Annotated in this window: 20 protein-coding genes; 10 read left to right on the forward strand and 10 right to left on the reverse strand. The window is 65.9% G+C overall.

What is annotated here, in order from left to right; translation table 11 throughout:
- The first annotated feature begins 22 nt into the window (after positions 1 to 22).
- From tldD to ACM43_RS34620, 3 genes are read left to right on the forward strand one after another with little or no spacing between them, the layout of a single operon-like run.
- The gene (gene tldD / locus ACM43_RS34610) at positions 23 to 1,450 is read left to right on the forward strand and encodes a metalloprotease TldD (RefSeq protein ID WP_271546256.1); all 1,428 of its coding nucleotides are present in this window, start codon (positions 23 to 25) and stop codon (positions 1,448 to 1,450) included.
- Positions 1,447 to 2,226: a signal peptidase I gene (gene lepB / locus ACM43_RS34615; protein WP_271546258.1), complete on the forward strand. Its 780-nt coding sequence runs from the start codon at positions 1,447 to 1,449 to the stop codon at positions 2,224 to 2,226. The genes tldD and lepB overlap by 4 nt, the downstream gene beginning before the upstream one ends.
- Before the next feature lie 10 nt (positions 2,227 to 2,236).
- Positions 2,237 to 2,803 carry a nucleotidyltransferase family protein gene (locus tag ACM43_RS34620; protein WP_271546260.1) on the forward strand — a complete coding sequence of 189 codons (567 nt, stop codon included), beginning with the start codon at positions 2,237 to 2,239 and terminating at the stop codon, positions 2,801 to 2,803.
- Between the two features lie 115 nt (positions 2,804 to 2,918).
- Here ACM43_RS34620 and ACM43_RS34625 read toward each other — a convergent pair whose 3' ends face one another.
- From ACM43_RS34625 to ACM43_RS34635, 3 genes are all read right to left on the reverse strand, one after another.
- On the reverse strand, positions 2,919 to 3,485 hold the full coding sequence (locus tag ACM43_RS34625; protein ID WP_271546526.1) for a PAN domain-containing protein: 567 nt from the start codon (positions 3,483 to 3,485) through the stop codon (positions 2,919 to 2,921).
- 114 nt (positions 3,486 to 3,599) lie between these two features.
- Complete coding sequence (locus tag ACM43_RS34630) at positions 3,600 to 4,970, reverse strand: glutamate--cysteine ligase (RefSeq protein ID WP_271546262.1); 1,371 nt, start codon at positions 4,968 to 4,970, stop codon at positions 3,600 to 3,602.
- A 99-nt stretch (positions 4,971 to 5,069) separates the two neighbouring features.
- On the reverse strand, positions 5,070 to 5,564 hold the full coding sequence (locus ACM43_RS34635; protein ID WP_035996519.1) for a MarR family winged helix-turn-helix transcriptional regulator: 495 nt from the start codon (positions 5,562 to 5,564) through the stop codon (positions 5,070 to 5,072).
- Between the two features lie 606 nt (positions 5,565 to 6,170).
- On the opposite strand from ACM43_RS34635, the gene ACM43_RS34640 reads away from it, so the two are divergent.
- Together ACM43_RS34640 and ACM43_RS34645 are read left to right on the forward strand one after the other, a co-directional pair.
- On the forward strand, positions 6,171 to 6,479 hold the full coding sequence (locus ACM43_RS34640) for a hypothetical protein (protein WP_245452296.1): 309 nt from the start codon (positions 6,171 to 6,173) through the stop codon (positions 6,477 to 6,479).
- Positions 6,480 to 6,852: 373 nt separating this feature from the next.
- Positions 6,853 to 7,197, forward strand: a complete 345-nt coding sequence (locus ACM43_RS34645) for a hypothetical protein (RefSeq protein ID WP_271546269.1) — start codon at positions 6,853 to 6,855, stop codon at positions 7,195 to 7,197.
- Positions 7,198 to 7,247: 50 nt separating this feature from the next.
- Here the strand turns inward: ACM43_RS34645 and ACM43_RS34650 are convergent, their stop codons facing one another.
- Genes ACM43_RS34650 through ACM43_RS34665 form a run of 4 tightly spaced genes read right to left on the reverse strand, consistent with a single transcriptional unit; the run spans position 7,248 to position 12,960 of the window.
- The gene (locus ACM43_RS34650) at positions 7,248 to 9,461 is read right to left on the reverse strand and encodes an FAD-dependent oxidoreductase (RefSeq protein ID WP_271546271.1); all 2,214 of its coding nucleotides are present in this window, start codon (positions 9,459 to 9,461) and stop codon (positions 7,248 to 7,250) included.
- Between the two features lie 18 nt (positions 9,462 to 9,479).
- A complete protein-coding gene (locus ACM43_RS34655; RefSeq protein ID WP_157285676.1) occupies positions 9,480 to 10,688 on the reverse strand; it encodes an acetyl-CoA C-acetyltransferase in 1,209 nt (402 codons plus the stop codon).
- Between the two features lie 55 nt (positions 10,689 to 10,743).
- Positions 10,744 to 12,534, reverse strand: coding sequence for an acyl-CoA dehydrogenase C-terminal domain-containing protein (locus ACM43_RS34660; protein WP_271546273.1), 1,791 nt, complete (start codon positions 12,532 to 12,534; stop codon positions 10,744 to 10,746).
- A gap of 39 nt (positions 12,535 to 12,573) precedes the next feature.
- Positions 12,574 to 12,960 carry a nuclear transport factor 2 family protein gene (locus ACM43_RS34665; protein WP_025033468.1) on the reverse strand — a complete coding sequence of 129 codons (387 nt, stop codon included), beginning with the start codon at positions 12,958 to 12,960 and terminating at the stop codon, positions 12,574 to 12,576.
- 198 nt (positions 12,961 to 13,158) lie between these two features.
- Here ACM43_RS34665 and ACM43_RS34670 point away from each other — a divergent pair, with 198 nt between their 5' ends.
- The 3 genes from ACM43_RS34670 (at position 13,159) to ACM43_RS34680 (ending at position 19,571) form a co-directional block, all read left to right on the forward strand.
- Complete coding sequence (locus ACM43_RS34670; RefSeq protein ID WP_035996500.1) at positions 13,159 to 13,746, forward strand: PadR family transcriptional regulator; 588 nt, start codon at positions 13,159 to 13,161, stop codon at positions 13,744 to 13,746.
- Positions 13,747 to 14,115: 369 nt separating this feature from the next.
- Positions 14,116 to 17,538, forward strand: coding sequence for a tetratricopeptide repeat protein (locus ACM43_RS34675; protein WP_271546277.1), 3,423 nt, complete (start codon positions 14,116 to 14,118; stop codon positions 17,536 to 17,538).
- A gap of 389 nt (positions 17,539 to 17,927) precedes the next feature.
- Complete coding sequence (locus ACM43_RS34680) at positions 17,928 to 19,571, forward strand: lysine--tRNA ligase (protein ID WP_271546278.1); 1,644 nt, start codon at positions 17,928 to 17,930, stop codon at positions 19,569 to 19,571.
- A 9-nt stretch (positions 19,572 to 19,580) separates the two neighbouring features.
- Here the strand turns inward: ACM43_RS34680 and ACM43_RS34685 are convergent, their stop codons facing one another.
- Entirely contained in the window at positions 19,581 to 20,237 is a 657-nt protein-coding gene (locus tag ACM43_RS34685; protein ID WP_271546280.1) for a S24 family peptidase, read from the reverse strand.
- Between the two features lie 292 nt (positions 20,238 to 20,529).
- Here ACM43_RS34685 and ACM43_RS34690 point away from each other — a divergent pair, with 292 nt between their 5' ends.
- Complete coding sequence (locus tag ACM43_RS34690; RefSeq protein WP_271546282.1) at positions 20,530 to 20,874, forward strand: DUF952 domain-containing protein; 345 nt, start codon at positions 20,530 to 20,532, stop codon at positions 20,872 to 20,874.
- Positions 20,871 to 21,968 (forward strand): quinone-dependent dihydroorotate dehydrogenase, encoded by a 1,098-nt coding sequence (locus tag ACM43_RS34695; protein WP_271546284.1) that lies wholly within the window; start codon positions 20,871 to 20,873, stop codon positions 21,966 to 21,968. The genes ACM43_RS34690 and ACM43_RS34695 overlap by 4 nt, the downstream gene beginning before the upstream one ends.
- Before the next feature lie 151 nt (positions 21,969 to 22,119).
- Here the strand turns inward: ACM43_RS34695 and ACM43_RS34700 are convergent, their stop codons facing one another.
- The gene (locus ACM43_RS34700) at positions 22,120 to 23,445 is read right to left on the reverse strand and encodes an MATE family efflux transporter (protein ID WP_271546286.1); all 1,326 of its coding nucleotides are present in this window, start codon (positions 23,443 to 23,445) and stop codon (positions 22,120 to 22,122) included.
- Positions 23,446 to 23,448: 3 nt separating this feature from the next.
- On the reverse strand, positions 23,449 to 24,183 hold the full coding sequence (locus ACM43_RS34705; protein WP_271546288.1) for an MBL fold metallo-hydrolase: 735 nt from the start codon (positions 24,181 to 24,183) through the stop codon (positions 23,449 to 23,451).
- Positions 24,184 to 24,201: the final 18 nt, after the last annotated feature.

Here is a 24,201-nt window from a genome sequence, read left to right on the forward strand (position 1 = left end):
TCCCCGGCTAATGGACGGACGCATGACCAATCCTGCCACGACCTCCCTGCTCGACCGTGCCAATCTCGACCGCGACCAGGTTCGCCACGAGGTCGCGCGCGGGCTTTCCGGCGCCGACGACGGCGAGCTGTTCCTGGAATACAGCCAGACCGAAGCGCTGATGTTCGACAATGGGCGGCTGAAGCAGGCGACCTACGACACCTCGCAGGGTTTTGGCCTGCGCGCCGTCAAGGACGATGCGGTCGGCTACGCGCATTCCTCCGACGTGTCGCTGCCGGCGCTGATCCGCGCTGCCGATGCGGTTGCCGCCGTGCGCGGCGGCTACTCCGGCAGCTTCTCGGCGCCGCCGCCGCACACCAATGTCCGCCTCTATGGCGACGACAATCCGCTCGATGCGCCGGGCTTCGAGACCAAGGTCAAGCTGCTCGCCGAGATCGACGCTTACCTGCGCGACAAGGATCCGCGGGTGCGGCAGGTCAGCGTGAGTCTCGGCGCGACCTGGCAGGTCGTCGAGATCCTGCGGCCCGACGGAGAGAGCTATCGCGACATCCGTCCGCTGGTGCGCGTCAACATCTCCGTCGTCGCCGGCCAGGGCGACCGCCAGGAGAGCGGCAGCAAGGGCTATGGCGGCCGCGCCGGCTATGCCGAGTTCATCCAGAGCAGGAATTGGCGCGAGGCCGCCGACGGCGCGCTGCGCGAGGCGCTGGTCAATCTGGAATCGATCCCCGCCCCCGCTGGCGAGATGGACGTCGTGCTCGGCGCCGGCTGGCCCGGCGTGATGTTGCATGAAGCGGTCGGCCATGGCCTCGAAGGCGACTTCAACCGCAAGAAGACGTCTGCTTTTGCGGGCCTGATGGGCCAGCAGGTCGCGGCCAAGGGCGTCACCGTGGTCGACGACGGCACCATCGCCTCGCGCCGCGGCTCGCTGTCGATCGACGACGAGGGCACGCCGACCAATCGCACCGTGCTGATCGAGGACGGCATCCTGGTCGGCTACATGCAGGACCGCCAGAACGCACGGCTGATGAACATGAAGCCGACCGGCAACGGCCGTCGCCAGGGTTATGCCCATGTGCCGATGCCGCGCATGACCAACACCTACATGCTCGCCGGCGATCGCGATCCGGCCGAGATCATCGCATCGGTGAAGAACGGCGTGTTCGCCGCGAATTTCGGCGGCGGACAGGTCGACATCACCTCGGGCAAATACGTGTTCCAGTGCACCGAGGCCTACAAGATCGAGAACGGCAAGATCGGGGCGCCGCTCAAGGGCGCCATGCTGATCGGCAACGGACCGACCGACCTGCATCGCATCCGCATGATCGGCAACGACCTTGCGCTCGACACCGGCATCGGCACCTGCGGCAAGAACGGCCAGGGCGTGCCCGTCGGCGTCGGCCAGCCGTCGCTGCTGATGGAACGCATCACCGTGGGTGGAACCGGCGCATGAGCGTTGAAGACAAGGTCACGGTCAGTCCCAAGCGCAAAAGCAGGGGCTGGGGCGGACAGATCGCTCAGCTCGCCGGCATCGTCGCCGCGGTCTTCATCGCCAAGGGCGCGCTCGCCGAGCCGTTCTACGTGCCGTCGGGCTCGATGGAGCCGACGCTCCTGATCGGTGATGCGCTGCTCGCCTCGAAATTCCCCTATGGCTACGGCACCTCGTCGCTGCCGATCCAGATCAGCCTGCCGGAAAGCGGCCGCGTGTTCGCGGAGACGCCGAAGCTCGGCGACGTCGTCGTGTTCCGCTGGCCCGGCGATCGTTCGCAGGCCTGGGTCAAGCGCGTCGTGGGCCTGCCCGGCGACCGCATCCAGATGCGGCAGGGCCAGCTCTTCATCAACGACCGTCCGGCCGAGCTGAAGCCGGACGGCGTCGGTGCGGCCGAGAACGACCGTGGCGGCAGCGAGCCCGCCTATCGCTATGTCGAGACGTTGCCGAACGGCGTCTCGCATCTGATCTTCAAGATGCGCGACAGCGGTCCGCTCGACAACACGCCCGAGGTGACGGTGCCGGCGGGACATCTGTTCGTGCTCGGCGACAACCGCGACAATTCCGCCGACAGCCGCGTGCCGCTGCGCTCCGGCGGCGTCGGCCTGTTGCCGATCGATAATCTGATCGGCCGTGCGGACGCCGTGGTCGGCTCCTGGGACCTCGGCATGCGCAGCCAGCCGGTGTGGACCTGGCTGTCCGGATTCAGGCTGTCGCGGTTCTTCACCGCCGTGCACTGACCGGTCGCAGGTGAGCAAGGACGAATTCCTCTCGCTCGCCTTACGCAATCCGGTCAACGCCGCGATCCTCGACGAACTGCACCGGCTCGCGCTGCCGGATGCGTGGCTGGTGTCGGGATGCCTGGTGCAGACGGTGTGGAACGTGCTCACGGGGCGCCCGATCGACCACGGCATCGCCGATTACGACGTGTTCTATTTCGACGCCGACACATCGTGGGAGGCCGAGGACGCGGTGATCCGCACCCTCCATGCGCCCCTTGCGCATCTCGGCGCCAAGATCGAGGTCCGCAACCAGGCCCGCGTGCACATGTGGTACCCGGCCAAGCACGGCCTGCCCTATCCGCCGCTGAGAAGCTCGAGGGAAGGCATCGACCGCTTCCTCACGCAGAACACGCAGGTCGGCGTCAGGCGCGCAAGCGATGGCCACGAGGTCTACGCACCGCGCGGGTTTGACGACATTGCAGCACTGATCGCGCGGCCAAATCCAGGACCGAATTTTTCCGCGGCGAACTACGAAGCGAAGGCTAAGCGCTGGAAGGCGCTGTGGCCGGAGATCACGGTGATCGCGGCGGAGTGAGGTGCCGCTACATCTTACCCGTCATTGCGAGCGCAGCGAAGCAATCCAGAATCCCTCCGCGGAAACAGCCTGGATTGCTTCGCTGCGCTCGCAATGACGGCGGAGGGAGTGCGTGCTATCTGACCACGCCCGACGTGAACCCCGCCTTCCTTCGCGGCGGCTTGATTTCCTTCTTCAGGAAGCAGCGCGCCTCGCGCCCGGTGTAGCCGGGGCGGGCATAGGTGAAGGCGCGGCATTTGTTGTCGGCGATGCAGGCGGCCTTGCACGCCTCGACGCTTTCGCCATCCTTGAGCTCGAAATTGCGCAAGTCGCCGCCGGGACGGTCGATCGACGTCTCGACGCCTTCCACGCGCGGCTCGATCACGCCGGCGCCGCGCACGCCCGAGATACAGCAGCTACCCGGCACGCGCGCCGGCACGGTGTTCTTCAGCCAGCACACGGCCGAGCCGCCTTCGACATCGGGATAGTTGAAGCTCCAGGAGCGGCAACGGCGATCGCGCTCGCACAGCAGCGCGCAATCCTCGGGATCGCCGGAGGTGACGGGCGTACTGAAATAGTCGCCGCCGGGCCGGTCGAACGCCGTCTGGGCAAGCGCCGGCGCGCTTGCAAACGCAAGCGAAAGCAGCGTGACACATGCCGCGGCGCTGGCCATGATGGCCACGGACAGGCGGCCCTTCCCCATCGGAACAGCTTTCGAGTTATTGACGACGCTCAAGTTTTTTCAGCCGGTCATTTGATCGCCGCAAACCTGTATGGGCGATGAACGGCTGAATCCCGGGTGCCCGGTTTCAGAGGTCTAGAACGCGTATTCCGCGTAGGCCGGTTCCACCGAACCCTGCCAGGGACCGTTGAATTTATCCAGCATCTCCTCGGCCGGCGTCCGGCCGGAATCGATGATGCGATCGAGCGGCTCGAGATGCCGGGTTTCGTCACGGCCGAGTTGGTCGATCCGGCCGCGCCGGCGAAGGCCGGCATGGGCAAGAACGAGGCATTCCTTGGCGATCTCGAACAGATAGCGGTCCTTGATCCGCGCCTTGAAGCCCATGCGCGGCACGTCGTCGCGCAGGGCCTGGCGTTCATGCGCGCTCCAGTGCTTGACGATCTCCCAGGCGGCATCGAGCGAGGCATCATCGTAGAGCAGCCCGACCCAGAACGCCGGCAGCGCCGGCAAGCGGCCCCACGGGCCGCCGTCGGAGCCGCGCATCTCGAGATAGCGCTTGAGCCGCACTTCCGGGAAGATCGTCGAGAGGTGGTTGGCCCAGTCCGACAAGGTCGGACGCTCGCCGGGAAGGTTGTTGTTGCGGCCGTCGAAGAAGGCGCGGAACGAGGAGCCCGAGACGTCGATATACTCCTCGCCGCGCTTGACGAAATACATGGGCACGTCCAGCGCATAATCGACATAGCGCTCGAACCCCATGCCGTCCTCGAACGCCCACGGCATCATGCCCGAACGGGCATTGTCGGTGTCGCGCCAGATTTCGGACCGGAACGACAGGAAGCCGTTCGGCCTGCCCTCGGTAAACGGTGAATTGGCGAACAGCGCGGTCGCGACCGGTTGAAGCGCGAGCGAGACGCGCAGCTTCTTGACCATGTCGGCTTCGGAGGAGAAGTCGAGATTGGTCTGCACCGTGCAGGTCCGGTACATCATGTCGAGGCCGTATTGACCGACCTTCGGCATGTAATTGGTCATGATCTTGTAGCGGCCCTTGGGCATCACCGGGATATCGGCGCGCGACCAGGACGGCGTCATGCCGAGGCCGAGGAAGCCGATGCCGAGCGGGGTTGCGATCTCGCGCACCTGCGCCAAGTGCGCCATCAGCTCGCTCTGGGTCTGGTGCACGTTCTCGACCGGCGCGCCGGACAGCTCGAACTGTCCGCCGGGCTCGAGCGAGATCGCGCCGCCGCCGGTGACGTCGTAGAGGCCGATGATGTTGCCCTGCTCCATGATCGGCTCCCAGCCGAGCAGGAGCTTCATGCCTTCGAGCAGCGCGCCGATGCCGCGCGCGCCCTCGTAAGGCACCGGTCGATGGCCGTCGAGCGTGAACGGCGTTTTCTCGTGCTCGGTGCCCATGCGGAATTCGGACGGGTCCTTGCAGCCGGCCTCGAACCACGCGACGAGTTCGTCGCGTGATTGCAGCGGCGTCATGTCGATCTGGTCTCGCGCCATATCAAACTCTAATCAAAAGCGCTTCGACCGAACGCGCGCGGGTGACAGGGATGGCCCGCGAACCCACCGGTTGCACGGGCGAGCGGATTTGCCGCGCGATCATCGCGACGGCATGGTTTCGTTGGCGGCCGCGGGCGGCAGTTTCATCTCGCCGCACGAGCAGCCCAGGCGATCGAGCAGATTGCTGAGCTTGACGGCGTCGGCATCCGACAGCTTCGAACCGACATATTTCTCGATCGCGGCCGAATAGGCGCCCCACATCCGCTTCTGCAGCTCGCGGCCGGCTTCGGTGATCTCGACGAACTGGCCGCGCTTGTCGATCTTGCATTCGCGACGCGAGGCGAGGCCCTCGTCGACCAGGCGGTCGATTAGGCGCGAGGTCGAATATTGCGGGATCAGCATCTGCCGCTCGAGCTCGACCGGCCGCAGCTCGCCCGAGGGCGCCCGCGACAGTTCGAGCAGCGCGTCATACCAGGCCAGCGGTGGGAAGCCGGCCTTCTTCAAGTCCTGCTCGACGCAATCGAGCACGCGGCTCTGCACCCGCATCAGGCGGATCCAGGCCGCGGTTGCCTCGGTCGATGGTTTGCGTTTCATGGTCCCGCTCAAGCTCGTCGTCCGTCTCTTACTCCATTCGATGCACCTGCATCAATCTTGACTATTTCAAGCAGGTGCATGTAGTCGTTCTTTCGGCCGAACCAAGCGTCAGGGGAAGGAAATTCCTCGAAACCGGACGGTTTGCCCGGTGTGTGCCCGCCGTCCCCACATCGTGCTCCTGGAGGCAGCCCGCTCTATGGCCCGGTCGAGGTCGGTAGCGGCGCCAAGAAGCCCGAAAATAGTGAGGATTATCTGAAGCTGACCCCCCTTGGGGCCAGGTCCCTGCGCTGGGCCTCGACAGCAAATGAGATCGTGACGGAAGGCCAAGTGATTGTCCAGATGATCGCCGATCAGGCCTGGTCCACCGTTCGCGAAGCACGACCGGAAGGACGGCGAAGAGCCGGACCGATGATTCGGCTCTTTCTTGCCACATTCGCTAGTCCGAAGATTTGCGATGCGCTGACACCGATTTTACGAGCATTGTCCGGGTTAACAATAACTCCGTGTTGTGCGCTCCGGGGACGTCACCATCCTTGTGAGAGCAATGCTCTTGGCTCAGCTTCAGCGCGAGGACAGGACGCTAGCCGTCGGACCGGAAAAACTATCGTGACGACCGTACTCCTCCTCCTGCTCGCGAGTGCAATAACCGGCTTGGCGACGGGGCTATTCTTCCGAGTCTGGACTCTATTGCTGGTCTCGCCGGCGACTGCGATCCTTGCCGCGACGGTGCTTCAGACCTCAGGCTTTGGATTCTGGACGGGCGTTCCAATCGTCGTCGGCTGCCTGATTGCCGGCCAGGTCGCCTATTTGGCGGCGACGTTCTACGTGCACAGAGGTGAGCTTTCAGTGCAGGACGAGATCGACGGCGAACCAGGCAAGCACGGCCAGCGCCATATCAAAGATGAGGACGAGTAGGGCCAGGCCGACCCACGAAGGAATTTTTCTGCGCCGCCGGAAGAGCCTGCGGCGCGGCCACGGCCGCCCCAGCAGCAACAACGGGACGTATCGTACCGCAACGCCGGCTGCGCGGTCTTGAGACACCGTGGGGATCATTGCGGGACACCTTCAATGTCGATGGGCCATCCGGTGGATCATCAGCAAGAGCGGTGCCAGGGCGAAGCGAGCGTGGCCGGGGTGGAGGATTGGGTGCTGGGGTGAGACGAAAGCGCATCAATCGATGTGACAAGGCGCAAGGCAGAGCGCCCAAGCGATGATCTATCCCTTCCATTTGTGAACCATCTGATCAGCGGCGACGTCGAAGGAGCATCTCCAGGAGACAATTGCCTCCATGAACATGATCGTCCTCATGACCGCCGCGGGCGCGCCGCTGGCGATGCTCGGCTTGTCGACGCCGGTCGCGCCGGAACGCAATTGCATCTTCATGATCCATCCGCAGATCACCTCGGCCGTGTTCGAGAGCAAGGAAGGCAAGATCGTCTTTCCGGACCGGCCGACCGAATATCCCTGTCGCTACGCCAGGACGAAGAGCGGCACGGAGATCGCTTTCACCAACCAGAATGATTGGCGCTTCGAGGTGCGCATCGGCCGCGGCGACGAAGGCAGCTGGAAGGCCCGTCTCGACGACGATGTAGTCGGAGGGCGCGCCTTCTCGCCGTTCGGCGCCGGAAAATGAAAAAGGCCGGATCGATGATCCGGCCATTTGTTTCTGCGTAACCTCCTCCGTCAGGCTGCCGCCTTCTTCGGCGCGAAGCGGCCGTAGAAGGTCTCGCCCTTCGCGGCCATCTCTTCCAAGAGCTTCGGCGGGGTGAAGCGCGAGCCGTACTTCGCCTCCAGCTTGTGGCAGAGCTCGACGAACTTCTTCGTGCCCATGAAGTCGATATAGGACAGCGTGCCGCCGGTGAACGGCGCGAAGCCGAAGCCGAGGATCGAGCCGACATCGGCCTCGCGCGGATCGGTGATGACGTGGTCCTCAACGGTGCGCGCAGCTTCCACCGCCTGCACCACCAAGAAGCGCTGCTTCAGCTCCTCGATATCGAGCGTGTCGGGGTCGAGCTGCTTCGGCTGCAGTGCGGAAAGGCCCGGCCACAGGCTCTTCTGGCCCTTGCCCTTCTCGGGATAGTCGTAGAAGCCCTTGCTGTTCTTGCGGCCGAGGCGGCCCTGCTTCTCGACCATCTCCACCATCAGCTTCTTCTGCTCGGGATTGATCGCGTTGGGGCCGAGGTCGGCTTCGGTCGCCTTCATGATCTTCAGACCGAGATCGAGCGCGACCTCGTCCGAGAGCGAGAGCGGGCCGACCGGCATGCCGGCCATCTTGGCGCAGTTCTCGATCATCGCGGGCGGCACGCCCTCCAGGAACATCTCGTTGCCTTCGGCGACGTAGCGGCCGACGCAGCGATTGGCGAAGAAGCCTCTGGAGTCGTTGACCACGATCGGCGTCTTGCCGATCTGGCGGACGTAGTCGAGCGCGGTCGCGAGCGCGACGTCGCCGGTGTTCTTGCCGAGGATGATCTCGACCAGCATCATCTTCTCGACCGGCGAGAAGAAGTGAATGCCGATGAACTTGCCCTGATCCTTAAAACTCTCGGCCAGCGAGGTGATCGGCAGCGTCGAGGTGTTGGAGGCGAAGATCACATCCGGCTTCAGATATTGCTGCGCCTTGGCAAAGGTCTCCGCCTTGACCTTGCGGTCCTCGAACACGGCCTCGATGACGAGGTCGACGTCCTTCAGCGCGGCGTAGTCCGCGGTCGGCGTGATGCGCGCGAGCAGCGCTTCGGCATCACCGGGCTTGGCGCGGCCCTTCTTGATCTGCTCCTCGATCACCTTCTGCGCATGTGCCTTGCCCTTGTCGGCGCTTTCCTGGTCGCGGTCGATCAGGACGACGTCGAGGCCGGCGCGGGCCGAGACATAGCCGACGCTCGCGCCCATGAAGCCGGCGCCGATCACGGCGATCTTCTTCACCTTGGTTGCGGGCACGTCCTTCGGACGACGCGCGCCCTTGTTGAGCTCCTGCATCGACAGGAACAAGCTGCGGATCATCGCGGCCGCTTCCTTCGAGCGCAGCACCGAGGTGAAGTAGCGCGACTCCACGCGCAGCGCGGCATCGATCGGCAGCTGCAGGCCCTCATAGACGCAGCTCATGATCGCGCGTGCGGCCGGGTAATTGTCGTAGGTCTCGCGGCGATAGATCGCGTTGCCGGCCGGGAACATCATCATGCCGGCCTTAGAGAAGACCGGGCCGCCAGGCAGCTTGAAGCCCTTCTCGTCCCACGGCGCAACGGCCTTGCCGCCGCCCTTGATCCAGTCCTTCGCCGCCTTGATGAGGTCGGCGGCGGGAACGATGGCGTGAATGAGGTTCAGCGCCTTGGCCTTGTCGACCGTGACAGGATCGCCCTTGAGCAGAATGGTCATGGCGTCCTGCGGCGGCACCAGGCGCGGCACGCGCTGCGTGCCGCCGGCGCCGGGGAACAGGCCGACCTTGACCTCGGGCAGGCCGAGGCGCGTCTTGGGGTTCTCCGCCGCGACGCGATAATGGCAGCACAGCGTGATCTCGAAGCCGCCGCCGAGCGCGAGCCCGTTGATCGCCGCCGCCCACGGCTTGCCAGAGGTTTCGATTCCGCGCAGCACCTGCGAGAAGCGGCGGCTCTGATCGAACAGCATCTGGTTCGCCGCGGTCTCGCCCTGCTCCTTGAAAACCTTCGCATAGGCCTGGTTCATGCCTTCGAGCATGGACAGGTCCGCGCCGGCGCAGAACGCTTCCTTGGCCGAGGTGATGACGACGCCCTTCACCGCGGCGTCGGCCGTGGTCGCCTTGACGATCGCCTCGAGTTCGTTGGTCGAGGTCTCGTCGAGCACGTTCATGGAACGGCCCGGGATGTCCCAGGTGACGAGCGCGATGCCGTCGGAATCGGTCTCAACCTTGAAGTTCTTGTACGACATGTTTGTTGCTCCCTATCCTTAGACGCGCTCGATGATGGTCGCGGTGCCCATGCCGCCGCCGATGCACAGCGTGACGAGGGCGGTCGACTTGTTGGTGCGCTCGAGCTCGTCGAGCACGGTGCCGAGGATCATCGCGCCGGTCGCCCCCAGCGGGTGGCCGAGCGCGATCGCGCCGCCATTGACGTTGATCTTGGCATTGTCGATGTCGAAGGCCTGGATGTAGCGCAGCACGACCGAGGCGAAAGCCTCGTTGAGCTCGAACAGGTCGATGTCCGACTTCTTCATCCCCGAGCGCGCAAACAGCTTCTCGGTGACGTCGACCGGACCGGTCAGCATCATCGCGGGCTCCGAGCCGATGTTGGCGAATGCGCGGATCTTGGCACGCGGCTTCAGGCCGTACTTGCTGCCCGCCTCCTTGCTGCCGAGCAGCACGGCGCCGGCGCCATCGACGATGCCCGAGGAATTGCCGGCATGGTGCACGTAATTGACGCGCTCGATCTCCGGGTGCGACTGGATCGCGACGCCGTCGAAGCCGCCCATCTGCGCCATCATCGTGAACGACGGCTGCAGCTGCGCCAGCGACTGCATCGTGGTCGAGGGGCGCATGTGCTCGTCCTTGGCGAGGATGGTGAGGCCGTTGATATCCTTCACCGGCACCACGGATTTGTTGAAGCGGCCTTCGTCCCAGGCCTTGCCGGCGCGCTGCTGGCTCTGCACGGCGTAGGCGTCGACGTCGTCGCGCGAGAAGCCGTACTTGGTGGCGATCAGGTCGGCCGACACGCCCTGCGGCATGAAATAGGCCGGCACCGCCATCGAAGGATCCATCGGCCAGGCGCCGCCGGAGGCGCCGATGCCGACGCGGCTCATCGACTCGGCGCCGCCGCCGATCACGAGCTCATGCTGGCCACTCATGATCTGCGCCGCGGCGAAGTTCACGGCATCGAGGCCGGAGGCGCAGAAGCGGCTGATCTGCACACCGGGCACGGCTTCGCCGAGACCGGCCTTCAGCGCCGCGAAGCGCGCGATGTCGGAGCCGGCTTCGCCGACTGGGTCGACCACGCCGAGCACGACGTCATCGACCGAATCCTCAGGCAAATTGTTGCGGTCCTTCAGCGCCTTCAGCGGCACGGTCGCAAGCGCGAGCGCGGTGACTTCGTGCAGCGCGCCGTCCGGCTTGCCGCGGCCGCGCGGAGTACGAACGTGGTCGTAGATGAATGCCTCAGGCATGACGCCCTCCTGATGTGATGTTCGGTACGATTGGGAGCAGGTAGCGGAAGCAGGCTCAGAACGCGTCCGCCGGCAGTTCCATGATGGTGGCGCAGCCGGCCTGGATGCGCGCGAGATTGGCGGCGGTCTCCGGCAGCATCCGCTCCATGAAGAAGCGGCCGGTGACGAGTTTTGTGGAGAGATAGGGCGTCTGCCCGCTCTCGGCAATCTTGGCTAGCGTCACCTTGGCCATCCGCGCCCACATGTAGCCGAGCGCGACGAAGCCGAAGAGATGCAGGTAGTCGGTTGCGGCGGCACCGGCATTGTCGGGCTTCGCCATCGCGTTCTGCATCAGCCAGGTCGTCGCCTGCTGCAGATGGCCGAGCGAGGTCGAGAGCGGCGTGATGAAGGGCTTCAGCGCCTCGTCGCCGCCGTTCTCCTTGGCGAACGCCATGACCTCGCCGAAGAAGGCCATGATGGCGCGGCCGCCGTCGCGCGGCAGCTTGCGGCCGACGAGGTCGAGCGCCTGGATGCCGTTGGCGCCTTCATAGATCATGGCGATGCGCGCATCGCGCACGAACTGCTCCATGCCCTGCTCGGCGATGTAGCCGTGGCCGCCATACATCTGCTGCGCCTGCACCGCGTTGGCGAAGCCATAGTCAGTGAGGAAGCCCTTCAGCACCGGGGTCATCAGGCCCATGTGGTCGTCGGCGGCCTGGCGGTCCTTGGGGTCTTCGGAGCGATGGGCGACGTCGCTCTTCAGCGCGGTCCACATCACGAAGGCGCGCGCGGCCTCGTTGAACGCGCGGATCGAGAGCAGCGTGCGGCGCACGTCGGGATGCACGATGATCGGATCGGCCTGCTTGTCCGGTGCCTTGGCGCCGGTGAGCGCGCGGCCCTGGATGCGCTCGCGGGCATAGGCGACCGCGTTCTGATAGGCGACCTCGGACTGCGCGAGGCCCTGCACGGCGACGCCGAGCCGGGCCTCGTTCATCATCACGAACATGCCCTGCATGCCCTTGTTCTCTTCGCCGATCAGCCAGCCGGTGGCGTTGTCGTAGTTCATCACGCAGGTCGAATTGCCGTGGATGCCCATCTTGTGCTCGATCGAGCCGCAGACGACGCCGTTGCGCGCGCCCACCGAACCGTCGGCGTTGACGAGGAACTTCGGCACCACGAACAGCGACACGCCCTTGATGCCGGCCGGCGCGCCCTCGATGCGGGCGAGCACGAGGTGGATGATGTTGTCGGCGAGATCGTGCTCGCCGGCCGAGATGAAGATCTTGGTGCCCGTGATCTTGAAGCTGCCGTCCGCCTGCCGCACTGCCTTGGTGCGGAGCATGCCGAGATCGGTGCCGCAATGCGGTTCGGTGAGGTTCATGGTGCCGGTCCATTCGCCGGCCACCATCTTCGGCACGTAGGTCTTCTTCTGCTCCGGCGAGCCGTGCACCAAGAGCGCCGCGGTCGCGCCCATGGTGAGGCCGCCATACATCGAGAACGCCATGTTGGCGGAGATCTGGAATTCGTTGACGGCTTGCGAGAGCGTCACCGGCAGGCCCTGGCCGCCATATTCGATCGGCGCCGACAGGCCGAGCCAGCCGCCCTCGGCGACCTGCTTGAAGGCCTCCTTGAAGCCCTTCGGCGTGGTGACGCTGCCGTCGTCCGCGCGCTTGCAGCCTTCGAGATCGCCGACGCGGTTGAGCGGCTGCAGCACCTCTTCAGCGAGCTTGGCGGCTTCGCCGAGGATGGCCTCGCGCACGTCGCTCGACGCATCGGAGAAGCCGGCGAGATTGTCGTAGCGATCGATCTGGAAGACGTCGTTGAGCAGGAAGTTCACGTCTTCGACGGGGGCTTTATAGATCGGCATTGGAGGTCTCCCGGCGTGGGCTTGAAGGGGATGTTGAGCTTATGATTGGGCGGCGGCAAGCTGCTCCGCCATGAGGCGGTGCAGCATGTTGATCGCCTTGAGCGGACGCACCATCACCTTGAAGTGGGTGATGCGTCCTTCGCTATCGAAGCTGATGATGTCGACGCCGTTGATCTCGATGCCGTCGATGACATTCTTGAATTCGAGCACCGCGCCTTTATCGCTGCGCCACTCGCCGACATAGGTGAAGCCGGGGCCGCCGAGCACCTTCTCGGCGCTGGAGAGGTATTTGAAGGTGATGTCGCGGCCGGCTTGCGGCGTGTGCACGACCGGGCTTTCGAACACGGCGTCGGGATGCAGGAGGTCCCAGAGCGCGGCGCGGTCGTGGGACTTCATGTAGGCGTACCAGGAATCGAGGCCGGTCATTCTCGGATGCCTCCCTCAAGGCTAGGGCAAAAGTTGCGAAAACAACCCCATGCACAGTAGCGAGGAGATTGATTTCACTTGATTATTCCAGTCGGGCCTGTGGCCCGCCTGCACGCTGCCTCATATGCACATTGACGCATATGCGCCGATGCGCATAAAGTCAAGCAACTTGGTCAAACCTAAAGAAGGGGGCCGGTCATGGCACTGGGCGACGCAATCCTCGCATGCCTGACGGAACGCCCGATGACGGGCTACGAGCTCGCCAAGACGTTCGATTCCTCGATCGGCTTCTTCTGGAAAGCCGACCATCAGCAGATCTACCGCGAGCTCTCCAAGCTGCGGGACCGCGGCTACATCCAGGGCCGCGAGGTCGTGCAGTCGGGCAAGCCCAATAAACTGATCTATACGCTGACTCCCGAGGGCCGAACAGCACTGCGGCACTGGGCCGCGCGGCCAAGCACGCCGCCCTCGATCAAGGACGACCTCCTGGTGCGGCTGCACGCGCTCGACAGCATCGACATCGAGCCCATGCGCACCGACCTGATGGCCCGCCTGGAGCACCACCGCGACCGCCACGCCAATTACGAGCGGATCCTGAAGAAGCGCTTTCCCGACGGCACGGCGGAGGGACGGCTCGACCTCGGCAATCTGCTGCTGCTCCAGCTCGGCGCCCGCCACGAGCAGATGGTGGCCGACTTCTGCGAGGAGGCGCTGGAGGCGCTATCGGCGATGAGCGGCAAGGCGACAGTGGTGCCGCTGGAGGATGGCAAGCGCGAGAAGGGCTGAGGGCGCCGACGTTACGCGAGCCCTTTCCGCCTCCTCGCTGTCATCGCCCGCGAAGGCGGGCGATCCAGTATTCCAGAGACGGCGCGGCTAGAGCCGAGGAGCCGCAGCGTACTGGATGCCCCGCCTTCGCGGGGCATGACACCGGTTTGTTTCGGGACCGGATGAGCGACACAACACCGCCCCCCGGTTCCCGCCGCCCAACTTTAAGACAGCCACGCCGCATTCCTTAACTCGTTATTTACCGTAACAGGAAAAAGTCGGTTTTCGAGGCAGACGACCCGCGCCAAATTCGATTGTCTTTGCAACCGGCACGCGTGGGGAAGCTGGAGGCGCCGGGGTGGGGTGCCGAAGTCGGAACCGGACAGAGTCATGAATTCGCGCGTATCGTGGAGTGTCGACGGCATCGATCCATCCGTCCGGGAGCGGGCCGAGGCTGCTGCGCGCCGTGCCGGCATGTCGCTCAACGACTGGCTGAACTCCACGCTCGGCGAAACTGCCCCGCCCAACTTCCGCGGACCTTACGATCAGCGTCCGCAGCACGTGCCGAGCCAAGGACCGAGCCAGGAGAGCCGCGAAGTCGCCGACATCCACCGGCGGCTCGACGCGATCGCCCAGCAGATCGAGCGGATCTCAAAACCCGCGCCGCGCCAAGACTCCTCAAGACAAGACGCCTCAAGACAAGACTCCTCAAGACCAGACGTCTCGCGCGAGCAGGGCGTCGCGCGCCAGCTCAACGATGCGATCTCGCGGCTCGACGCGCGCCTGTCGCAGATCTCCCGTCCACAGCGGCAAGCGCCGCAACCGCAGGCCCCTCGCCCCACCCCGGCCGAGACGCGCCAGCGCCAGGCCGACGCCGTCGAGCGCGCCGCCGCGCAAGTCTATCGCGGCTCACCACCCCTGAGCCCGGCTTCGTTCGACGTCGCGGTCGCCGAGATCACCGCGCGCCAGAGCGAGCTCGACGGCTTTGCGCCGCGGCAGATGCCGCCGCGTGCCGCGCCGCCGCTTGCGCCAACGGCTCCATACGCGCCGCCGATGGCGCCGCCGCCACCGCAGCCGGGGCCGGATTTTTCCTCGCTCGAGCGCCATCTGCTCAAGATCACGAGCCAGATCGAATCGCTGCAGCGGCCTGACAATACCGAGCAGGCCATCAACGCCTTCCGCAGCGAGCTGGCCGAAATCCGCGCCGCCATCACCGAGGCGATGCCGCGGCGCGCGATCGAATCGATCGAGAACGAGATCCGCTCGCTGCACCGCCGGATCGACGAGACCCGCTCCAACGGCACTGACGGGCAGGTTCTTGCCGGCATCGAGCGCGCACTGTCCGACATCAAGCAGGTGTTGCGCACGCTGACGCCGGCCGAGCAGCTCACCGGCTACGACGAGGCGATCCGCAATCTCGGCGCCAAGCTCGACCTGATCCTGCGCGCCAATGACGATCCCTCGACCGTGCAGCAGCTCGAAGGCGCGATCTCGGCGCTGCGCGCCATCGTCTCCAACGTCGCATCCAACGAGGCGCTGGCACGGCTATCCGAAGACGTGCAGCTGCTGTCGTCCAAGGTCGACCAGATCACCCGCGCCTCCGGTCCCAGCGACAGCTTTGCCGTGCTGGAGCAGCGCATCGCGGCGCTCACGGCGGCGCTGGAAACGCGCGAGCGGCCGCAGCCGTCCGAGAGCACCGAGCATCTCGAAGCTGCGATCCGCGCGCTGTCGGACCGTTTCGATCGCATGCAGGTCGGCAACGATTCCGCCTCGACCTTCGCCCATCTCGAGCAGCGTGTTTCCTATCTCCTGGAGCGGATCGAGGCCGCCGCCGATCCGCGTAACGGCAATTTGAGCCGCGTCGAGGACGGGCTGCACGACATCCTCAGGCACCTGGAACGGCAGCAGGCGACCTATGCGGCCCTCGCCGAGAGCCGCAACGCCGCGCCGCCGCCCGATTCCGGCATGGTCGATCTCGTCAAGCGCGAGCTCTCCGACATCCGCTTCAGTCAGGCCGAGACCAACCGGCACACCCAGGACTCGCTCGAGGCCGTCCACAGCGCGCTCGGTCACGTCGTCGATCGCCTCTCGATGATCGAGGGCGATCTGCGCGCGGTGCGCACCGCGCCGCCTTCCCCCGCCCCACAGCCGATGTCGATGCCGATGGCGGCGGCGATGGAGCCGGCGCCGATGGCACGCGAGCCGCGGCCGCAACCGCCAGCACAGCCGCCGAAATACGATCCGAAGCCCGAGCTGCCCAATCCAGCTGCCGCGCAGGCGCCCCCGGCTGCCTTCGTCGCCGCACCGCGCGAGTTCCACGCCGCCACCCCCACCGCGCCGCCGCCCGTGCCGGCGGCTCCGCCGGTTCCGTCGCGCGCGATCAGTGAGATCCTGGAGCCGCACACGGCGCGCGCTGCACTCGCGCCGGAACTGCCGCCGGATCACCCGCTCGAGCCGGGCACACGGCCGGGCGGGCGCGTCGCCACGCCGTCGGAACGCATCGCCGCCTCCGAAAGCGCGATCAGCGGAATTGCCGCCGCGCCGAAGGAGTCGGTGTCGTCGTCGAGCTTCATCGCGGCCGCGCGCCGCGCGGCGCAAGCTGCCGCCGCACAGCCGCCCGAGAAGCCGGCCCGCGGCGCCAAGGGCGCGATCGCCCGCGCCAAGGAGAAGGGCCAGGAAGGCGGCTCGACCATCACCTCCAAGATCCGCTCGCTGCTGGTGGGCGCGAGCGTGGTCGTGATCGTGCTTGGCACCTTCAAGATGGCGATGAACCTGCTCGAAGGCGGCAGCACGTCACCGACGCCGCAGGCGATGCAAAACATCCCGAGCGAGCCGGCACCGCAGCCGGCGCCGCCGCCGGTCGAGACCAAGCCAGCCGCGCCCGAGCAGATCACCCCGTCGATGACGTCGCCGACACCGATCGGACGACAGTCGCAGAACAATGCCGCACCGGCGCCCATTCCCGGGTCCGGCGGCTCGGCTTCGGTCGAAATCCCGCAAGCGCCTGCCGCGGCGGTGCCGCCGGCCTCCAGCGACGTCACCGGCGCGCTGTCGGGCACCAGCCGCGCCAGGCTCGGCGTCGTACAGGTGCCGCCGAGCGAGAAGCTGCCTGACGGCATCGGCGGCCCGGTCTTGCGCAGCGCCGCGATGAAGGGCGATGCGACGGCGGCCTACGAGATCGGCGTGCGCTTTGCCGAAGGCAAGGGCGTCGCCACGAATTACGACGAAGCGGCGAAGTGGTACGACCGCGCCGCGCAGGCCGGGGTCGTCCCCGCAATCTTCCGCCTCGGCACGCTCTACGAAAAGGGCCTAGGGGTGAAGAAGGACGCCGACATCGCGCGCCGCTACTACACCCAGGCCGCCGAGCGCGGCAACGCCAAGGCGATGCACAATCTCGCCGTGCTCGATGCCGACGGCGGCGGTCGCGGCGCCAATTACAAGAGCGCGGCGCAGTGGTTCCGGAAAGCGGCCGATCGCGGCGTCGCCGACAGCCAGTTCAACCTCGGCATCCTCTATGCCCGCGGCATCGGCGTCGAGCAGAACCTCGCCGAATCCTACAAATGGTTCAACCTGGCAGCTGCCCAGGGCGATGCGGATGCCGCCGGCAAGCGCGACGACGTCGCCAAGCGCCTCGACCCGCAATCGCTCGCGGCCGCCAAGCTTGCGATCCAGACCTTCAACGCCGAGCCGCAGCCCGACGATGCCGTCAACGTGGCGGCCCCGAACGGCGGCTGGGACAGCGCACCGCAGGCCAGCGCGAAGCCGGCCCCGAAGCAAGTGGCGACCAAGCGCTCGGCCTCAGCAGCGCATTGAGCCGCATCGCATTCAATCCACCTGCCGGCCGATGCGATGCATCGTCCCGCGCGGCTGGGCTCTCGCATATGGATTCCACGAGGACTGTCTGCGGGCTTGCTTCGCCTCTCCCGCTTGCGGGAGAGGCCGACGCGCTCGCAGAGCGCGGCGGGTGAGGGCTCTCGCCACGCAGGGACATCTTCAGTTGATCCCAATAGTCCCAGCGCGGAGACACCCTCTCCCCAACCCTCCCCCGCAAGCGGGGGAGGGAGCCCACTGCCGATGCCGCTGCATTCTGCGCACGCTATCCGATAGCCCTCAACCGCAACCGGGAGACGGCTGGGGGTATTAGCTCGCAGCTTTTGCATTCTGCCGGGAAATCGCTATTTTCCGCGGCCCGGAGGCCCCTGATGTCCGTTATTGATCTAGCCGCAAACCCGAGCGAGTTGCGTGCGCTCGCCGAACAATCCAACGCCTGGCCGTTCGAGCAGGCGAAGGCCATTGTCGCGCGGCTGAAAAAAAGCCCGAAGGACGAGGTGCTTTTCGAGACCGGCTATGGTCCGTCCGGCCTGCCGCATATCGGCACGTTCGGCGAGGTGGCGCGCACCTCGATGGTGCGCCACGCCTTCCGCGTGCTCACCGAGGACAAGGTCAAGACGCGCCTGTTGGCATTCTCCGACGACATGGACGGCTTCCGGAAGGTGCCCGACAACGTTCCGAACAAGGAGATGCTGGCCGCTCATATCGGCAAGCCGCTGACGCGGGTGCCGGATCCGTTTTCGAACGAATATCCGTCGTTCGGCGCGCACAATAACGCGCGCTTGCGCGCGTTTCTGGATCATTTCGGCTTCGACTACGAGTTCGCGAGCTCGACCGACTATTACACGTCGGGCCGGTTCGATGCGACGCTGCTGAAGATGCTCGCCGCCTACGATGAGATCATGGCGATCATCCTGCCGACGCTGGGCCCGGATCGCCGCGCGACCTATTCGCCGTTCCTGCCCATTAGCAAGACCACGGGCGTCGTGCTGCAGGTGCCGATGATCCGCCGCGACGTCGCGGCCGGCACGGTGACCTATGTCGATCCCGACACCAACCAGGAAGTTGAAACGCCCGTCACCGGCGGCAACGTCAAGTGCCAGTGGAAGGCCGACTGGGCGATGCGCTGGGTCGCGCTCGGCGTCGACTACGAGATGGCCGGCAAGGATCTGATCGATTCCGTGAAGCTGTCCGGCGCGATCGCCAGAGCGCTCGGCAGCACGCCGCCCGAAGGTTTCAACTACGAGCTCTTCCTCGACGAGAAGGGCCAGAAGATCTCGAAGTCAAAGGGCAACGGCCTCACCATCGACGAATGGCTGCGCTACGCCTCGCCGGAATCGCTGTCGCTGTTCATGTATCGCGAGCCGAAGGCGGCCAAGCGGCTGTATTTCGACGTCATCCCGCGTAACGTCGACGACTACCAGCAATTCCTCGACGGCTTTCCGAAGCAGGACGGCAAGCAGCAGCTCGGCAATCCGGTCTGGCACATCCACAACGGCAAGCCGCCGACGGGCGACATGCCCGTCACCTTCCAGCTGCTCCTGACGCTGGTGTCGTCGTCGAACGCGGAGAACGCCGAGACGCTCTGGGGCTTCATCGGCCGCTACCGCCCTGGCGTGAGCCCGCAGACGCATCCGAAGCTGGATGCGATGGTCGGTTACGCCATCAACTATTATCGCGACTTCGTCGCGCCGACGAAGCAGTTCCGCGTACCCACGGACAGCGAGCGCGCCGCGCTGCAGGATTTGCGCGATGCGCTGTCGCAGCTGGCGCAGGATGCCTCGGCCGAGGACATCCAGAACGTCGTCTACGAGATCGGCCGCCGCGAGCCGTTCCTCGATCAGGTCAAGAAGGGCAAGGACGGCCGCCCCGGCGTGACGCTGGACTGGTTCAACATGCTCTACCAGGTGCTGCTCGGCCAGGAGAAGGGCCCGCGCTTCGGCTCCTTCGTCGCGGTCTACGGCGTGCAGAACGCGGTCAACATGATCGACGGCGCACTGGCAAGGAGTGCGTGAGCGGCGCCATCACTGGCTCGCCCAGAGGATCCGCGCAACCCAGGCGACATCGCTCGCCGCCACCGTTCGCGCCGCCTGTGACGCATCGAGGGGCGCCAAGTCCAGGGTCTTTGCCGTGCGGCGCTTCAGGGTCGCAATCGTGATCTCGTCCGTCTTGATCTTGACCACCACGCGATCACCCTTGCGGATCGGCGCCGCAGGCGAGACCAGGATGATGTCACCGTCGCGGTAGGCAGGCAGCAGCGCAGCGCCGGAAATCTCCAGCGCAAAGACTTGACCGTCCTCTCCGATCGGAAGCGCGATCTCGGTCCAGCCCCCGCCGGTTGGAAGACCGGCCTCATCGAAGGCGCCGCTCATTCCGGCCTGTGCAAAGCCGAGCAGCGGCACCGAGCCGCGGCCGCTTCCACCGTCGTCATCAATCAGCTTCGCAAAGCTGTCGATCGAGGCGTGGGCCGCGGCCAGCGCTTTTGCGATCGATTCGGTCGAGGGCCAGCGCTCGCGGCCGTCGGCGGTGACCCGCTTGGACCTGTTGAACGTCGTGGGGTCGAGCCCGGCACGCTTGGCAAGGCCGGACGGCGACAATCCGGCGCGCGCCGCCAGCCGGTCCAGCGCGGCCCAGATCTGGTCGTGAGTCAGCATCCTCTGCGCTTTGGCCTGTCTGACCATGGAAGGTCCAGCCCGTCGCAACTCAGGAAAACTGTCCTCAAATCAACCGGTTTTCCGTTTTTCGCGCAAGAGGCGACCGAGGCGGCGTTCGCAAACGAAACGGGTAGCCGTTCGCGTCAGGAAAGCGCGCAAAACGGGAATCTGGAGCCCCGTGCCGATTTCATCGGCGCGGAAAAGGCACTAAGCCTTGAGTTCGGAAGGGGCGGCCTTTACGGTCGCGCCCGAGTTTCGAGGACCCGCGAAAAGCGAAAAAACCCAAGAGACTCAAAGAACAAACAAGGCTGCGGTAGCGGTGGTCAAGATCTACAAAATCTGTCCGGCCTCGGCCTGGCGCGAGGCGGAACGGCAGGGTGTCTACCGGGGCAGCGCAGATGACGCGCGCGACGGGTTCATCCATTTCTCGACCGCGGCCCAGGTTCCCGAGACCCTGCGCAAGCACTATTTCGGGCAGCGCGCGCTGTTCCTGGTCGAGGTCGACGGCGACGCGCTCGGCAGCGAGCTGCGCTGGGAACGCTCGCGCAATGACGAGCTCTTCCCGCATCTCTATGGCGAGCTCGATCTCGGCGCGGTGATCGCGGTGATAAACCTCAACACGCGCTCCGACGGCGGTCACGATGTTCCGGAGCTGTTGCCGTGATCCGCGCGTTCGACGCCTTTTCGCTGCCGGTGCTGCGCTGGCTCGATCCCGAGGACGCGCATCGCCTCGCGATCCAGGGCCTGCGCTTCCTGCCGCCGGTCAAGCCGCGTGCCGATGATCCCAAGCTCGCGGTGCGCGCCTTCGGGCTGAACTTTCCCAATCCGATCGGCATGGCCGCGGGCTTCGACAAGAGCGCCGAGGTGCCGGACGCGCTGCTGCGGCTCGGCTTCGGTTTCGTCGAGATCGGCTCCGTGACGCCGAAGCCGCAAGCCGGCAATCCGCGGCCGCGGCTCTTCCGTCTCGAGCGCGACGAGGCGATCATCAACCGCATGGGCTTCAACAACGACGGCGCGGAGGCGGCTCTGCGCCGGCTTGCCGCGCGGGCGCAGCACGGCGGCATCGTCGGCGTCAATGTCGGCGCCAACAAGGATTCGCCGGACCGCGTCGGCGACTACGTCAAGCTGATCGAGACCTTCGCGCCGGTGGCGAGCTATTTCACCGTCAACGTCTCCTCGCCGAACACGCCGGGCCTGCGCAACCTTCAGGAAGGCGCGCTGCTCGACGATCTGCTCGCGCGCGTGATCGAGGCCCGCGAGCGTGTCAGGCAGAAGGCCGGCGACACGCCGGTGCTGCTCAAGATCGCGCCGGATTTGAGCCTCGCCCAGCTCGACGACGTCGTGCAGGTCGCGCGCTCGCGCCGGGTCGACGGCATGATCGTGTCGAACACCACGGTCGCGCGGCCGAGCACGTTGCGTGAAGAGACGCGGGCGAAGGAGCAAGGCGGCCTGTCCGGCCGGCCGCTGTTCCGTCTGTCGACGCGCATGGTCGCGGAAACCTATGTGCGCGTCGAGGGCGCATTCCCGCTGATCGGCGCCGGCGGCGTGGATTCGGGCGGCGCCGCGCTGACCAAGATCCGCGCCGGCGCCAGTTTGATCCAGCTCTATTCGTCGCTGGTCTACAAGGGCCTCGGCCTTGTCGACGAGATCAAGCGCGACCTGACGTCGACATTGCTGCGGACGGGGCGGGATTCGCTGTCGGAGATCGTCGGTGCCGATGCGGCGACGCTCACGGCGGAAGACTGGCCGGGGATGTAGCACTGTCTCGTGCCCCGGACGCCATAAGCGCGTTTACGCGCGTCTTCGACGCGCTATGGCAGCGCTTCTGCAGCGGTGCGCTGCAGAGCCGGGGCCTATGCTGCCGCATCCTGGGTCCCGGCTCGCGCTTCGCGCGTCCGGGACACGAGAGCTACGGCTTCACGAACGTCGCCCGGTACAGCGCCGGATACCTCGCGCCCTGCAAGCCGCCGCGCGCGACGTAGAACGCGATCAGCGCACTCCACAGGCCGGCATTGCCGAACGATTGCAGCGCCAGCCAGGCGGCGAAGAAGATCGCGAGCGAGAGCAGCATCAGATTGCGCATCTCCCGCGCCCAGGTCGCGCCGACATAGATGCCGTCGAAACCGAAGGCGAACACGCCGGGGACCGGCGCCAGCACGATGAAGGGCAGGAACTCGCGCGCGGCGCGGCGGACGTCCTCGCTCGCCGTCATGACGTTGATGATGTCAGGGCCGAACGCTGCGAACAGCACGGCGACGACGATTGCGAAGCCGAGCCCCCAGAGCAGCACCAGCCTGGTCGAATCCGCAAATCCCTTGGCGTCGCGTCCGCCAAAGGCGCGGCCGCAGAGCTGCTGGGCCGCGTTGGCAAGGCCGTCGAGGAAGAAGGCGCTGACCAGGAGGAAATTGTTGAGCACGGAGTTCGCCGCCAGCGTGACGTCGCCGGCCCGCGCGCCCTTGGCGGTGAAGAACAGGAACACGGCGATCAGCGCCGCGGTGCGGATCAGGATGTCGGTGTTGACAGCCAGGAGCCGCATCAGCTTGGCGCGATCGAACAGCATCGCGCGAGGCACGGCAAAACCGCCGACCGCATGGCGCCTGCACACGATCACGCCGAGCATGAAGCCGATCGTCTCGGACAGAAGCGCGGCGATCGCCGCGCCGGCAATGCCGGTGTCGTAGACCAGCACCAGCAGGATCGTCGCGACCATGTTGACGAGGTTGATGACGACCTGGAGCGCAAGGGCCGGATTGGCGCGGGCCTGCCCCACCAGCCAGCCGAGGATGACGTAATTGGCGAAGGCGAAGGGCGAGGACCAGATCCGGATCATGAAATAGGTCTTCGCGGCGTGCGTCACGCCATCGCTGCCGCCCATCAGGTCGAACAGCAGGCCTGCCAGCGGCAGCTGCAGCACGATCAGCGCCGCACCGATCAGGCCGGCGACGATGAAGCCGCGCACCAGGATCACGGTCTGCTCGCGCGTCTCGCCCGCGCCGAGCGCCTGCGCGGTGAAGGCGAGTGTGCTCATGCGCAGGAAGCCGAACAGCCAGAACAGGCAGTCGAAGATGACGGAAGCCATCGCGACGCCGCCGAGCAGCGCGGCATCGTCGAGCCGTCCGATCGCGGTGGTCGAGACCACGCCGATCAGCGGCGTCGTGAGGTTCGCGATCATCGCAGGACCTGCGATGGCGAAGACCTGCCGGCTACCGACGCGGTGATGGACGGGCGCGTGCATGTTTCAGAACACGAGCACCATGCCGTCTTCGGCGGCGAGGTGCTCGACCTCGCCCAGGCGCGAGAGCATGTCGTCGCTCATATGGGTGAGGACGAGCCGCTTGGCGCCGATGTCGGGCAGATGCTGTTCCAAGGTCTTCAGGCTGAGGTGATTCTTGACCACCTTCTCGTACATATAGGCTTCGGCGATGAAAAGGTCCGCGCCATGCGCCAGCGGAATGAGCGTCTCCGTCCATTCGGTATCGGCGGTGTAGGCGAGCGTGCGGCCCTCGGCCGCGACGCGATAGGCTAGGAACGGTCCGCCCGATTCGCCGTGCACGACCGGATAGGGCGTCACATTCACCGCGGCGAAGTCTCGGCTTTGTCCGGGCGCGAGCTCGACCACGTTCAGCCCGAAGTGCGGCTTGGTGTTCGAGGAATGCTCGAACAGCGCCTCCATCACCTCGCGCAGCCGCCTCTCGATGCCTTGCGGGCCCGCGATCGTCAGCGGCCGCATTCGCCGCGAGAATTGCGCGTCGAGCAGGAAGAACGGCAGGCCGGCAAAATGGTCGCCATGGAAATGCGTGATCAGGATCAGCTCGATGTCGCCCCGATCGATCTCGAGCCGCTTCAGCGCCGGCAAAGCCGACGCACCGCAATCGATCAGGAAGTTCGCTTTGCGCCCCGAGACGTGGAAGCAGGTGTTGAGCCTGCCGCCGGAACCGAAGGCATCACCGCAGCCGACGAACCGCAATTGCATCGGCTGCGCACTCCCTCA

The organism is Bradyrhizobium sp. CCBAU 45321 (assembly GCF_028128975.1).
Classification (GTDB): domain Bacteria; phylum Pseudomonadota; class Alphaproteobacteria; order Rhizobiales; family Xanthobacteraceae; genus Bradyrhizobium; species Bradyrhizobium yuanmingense.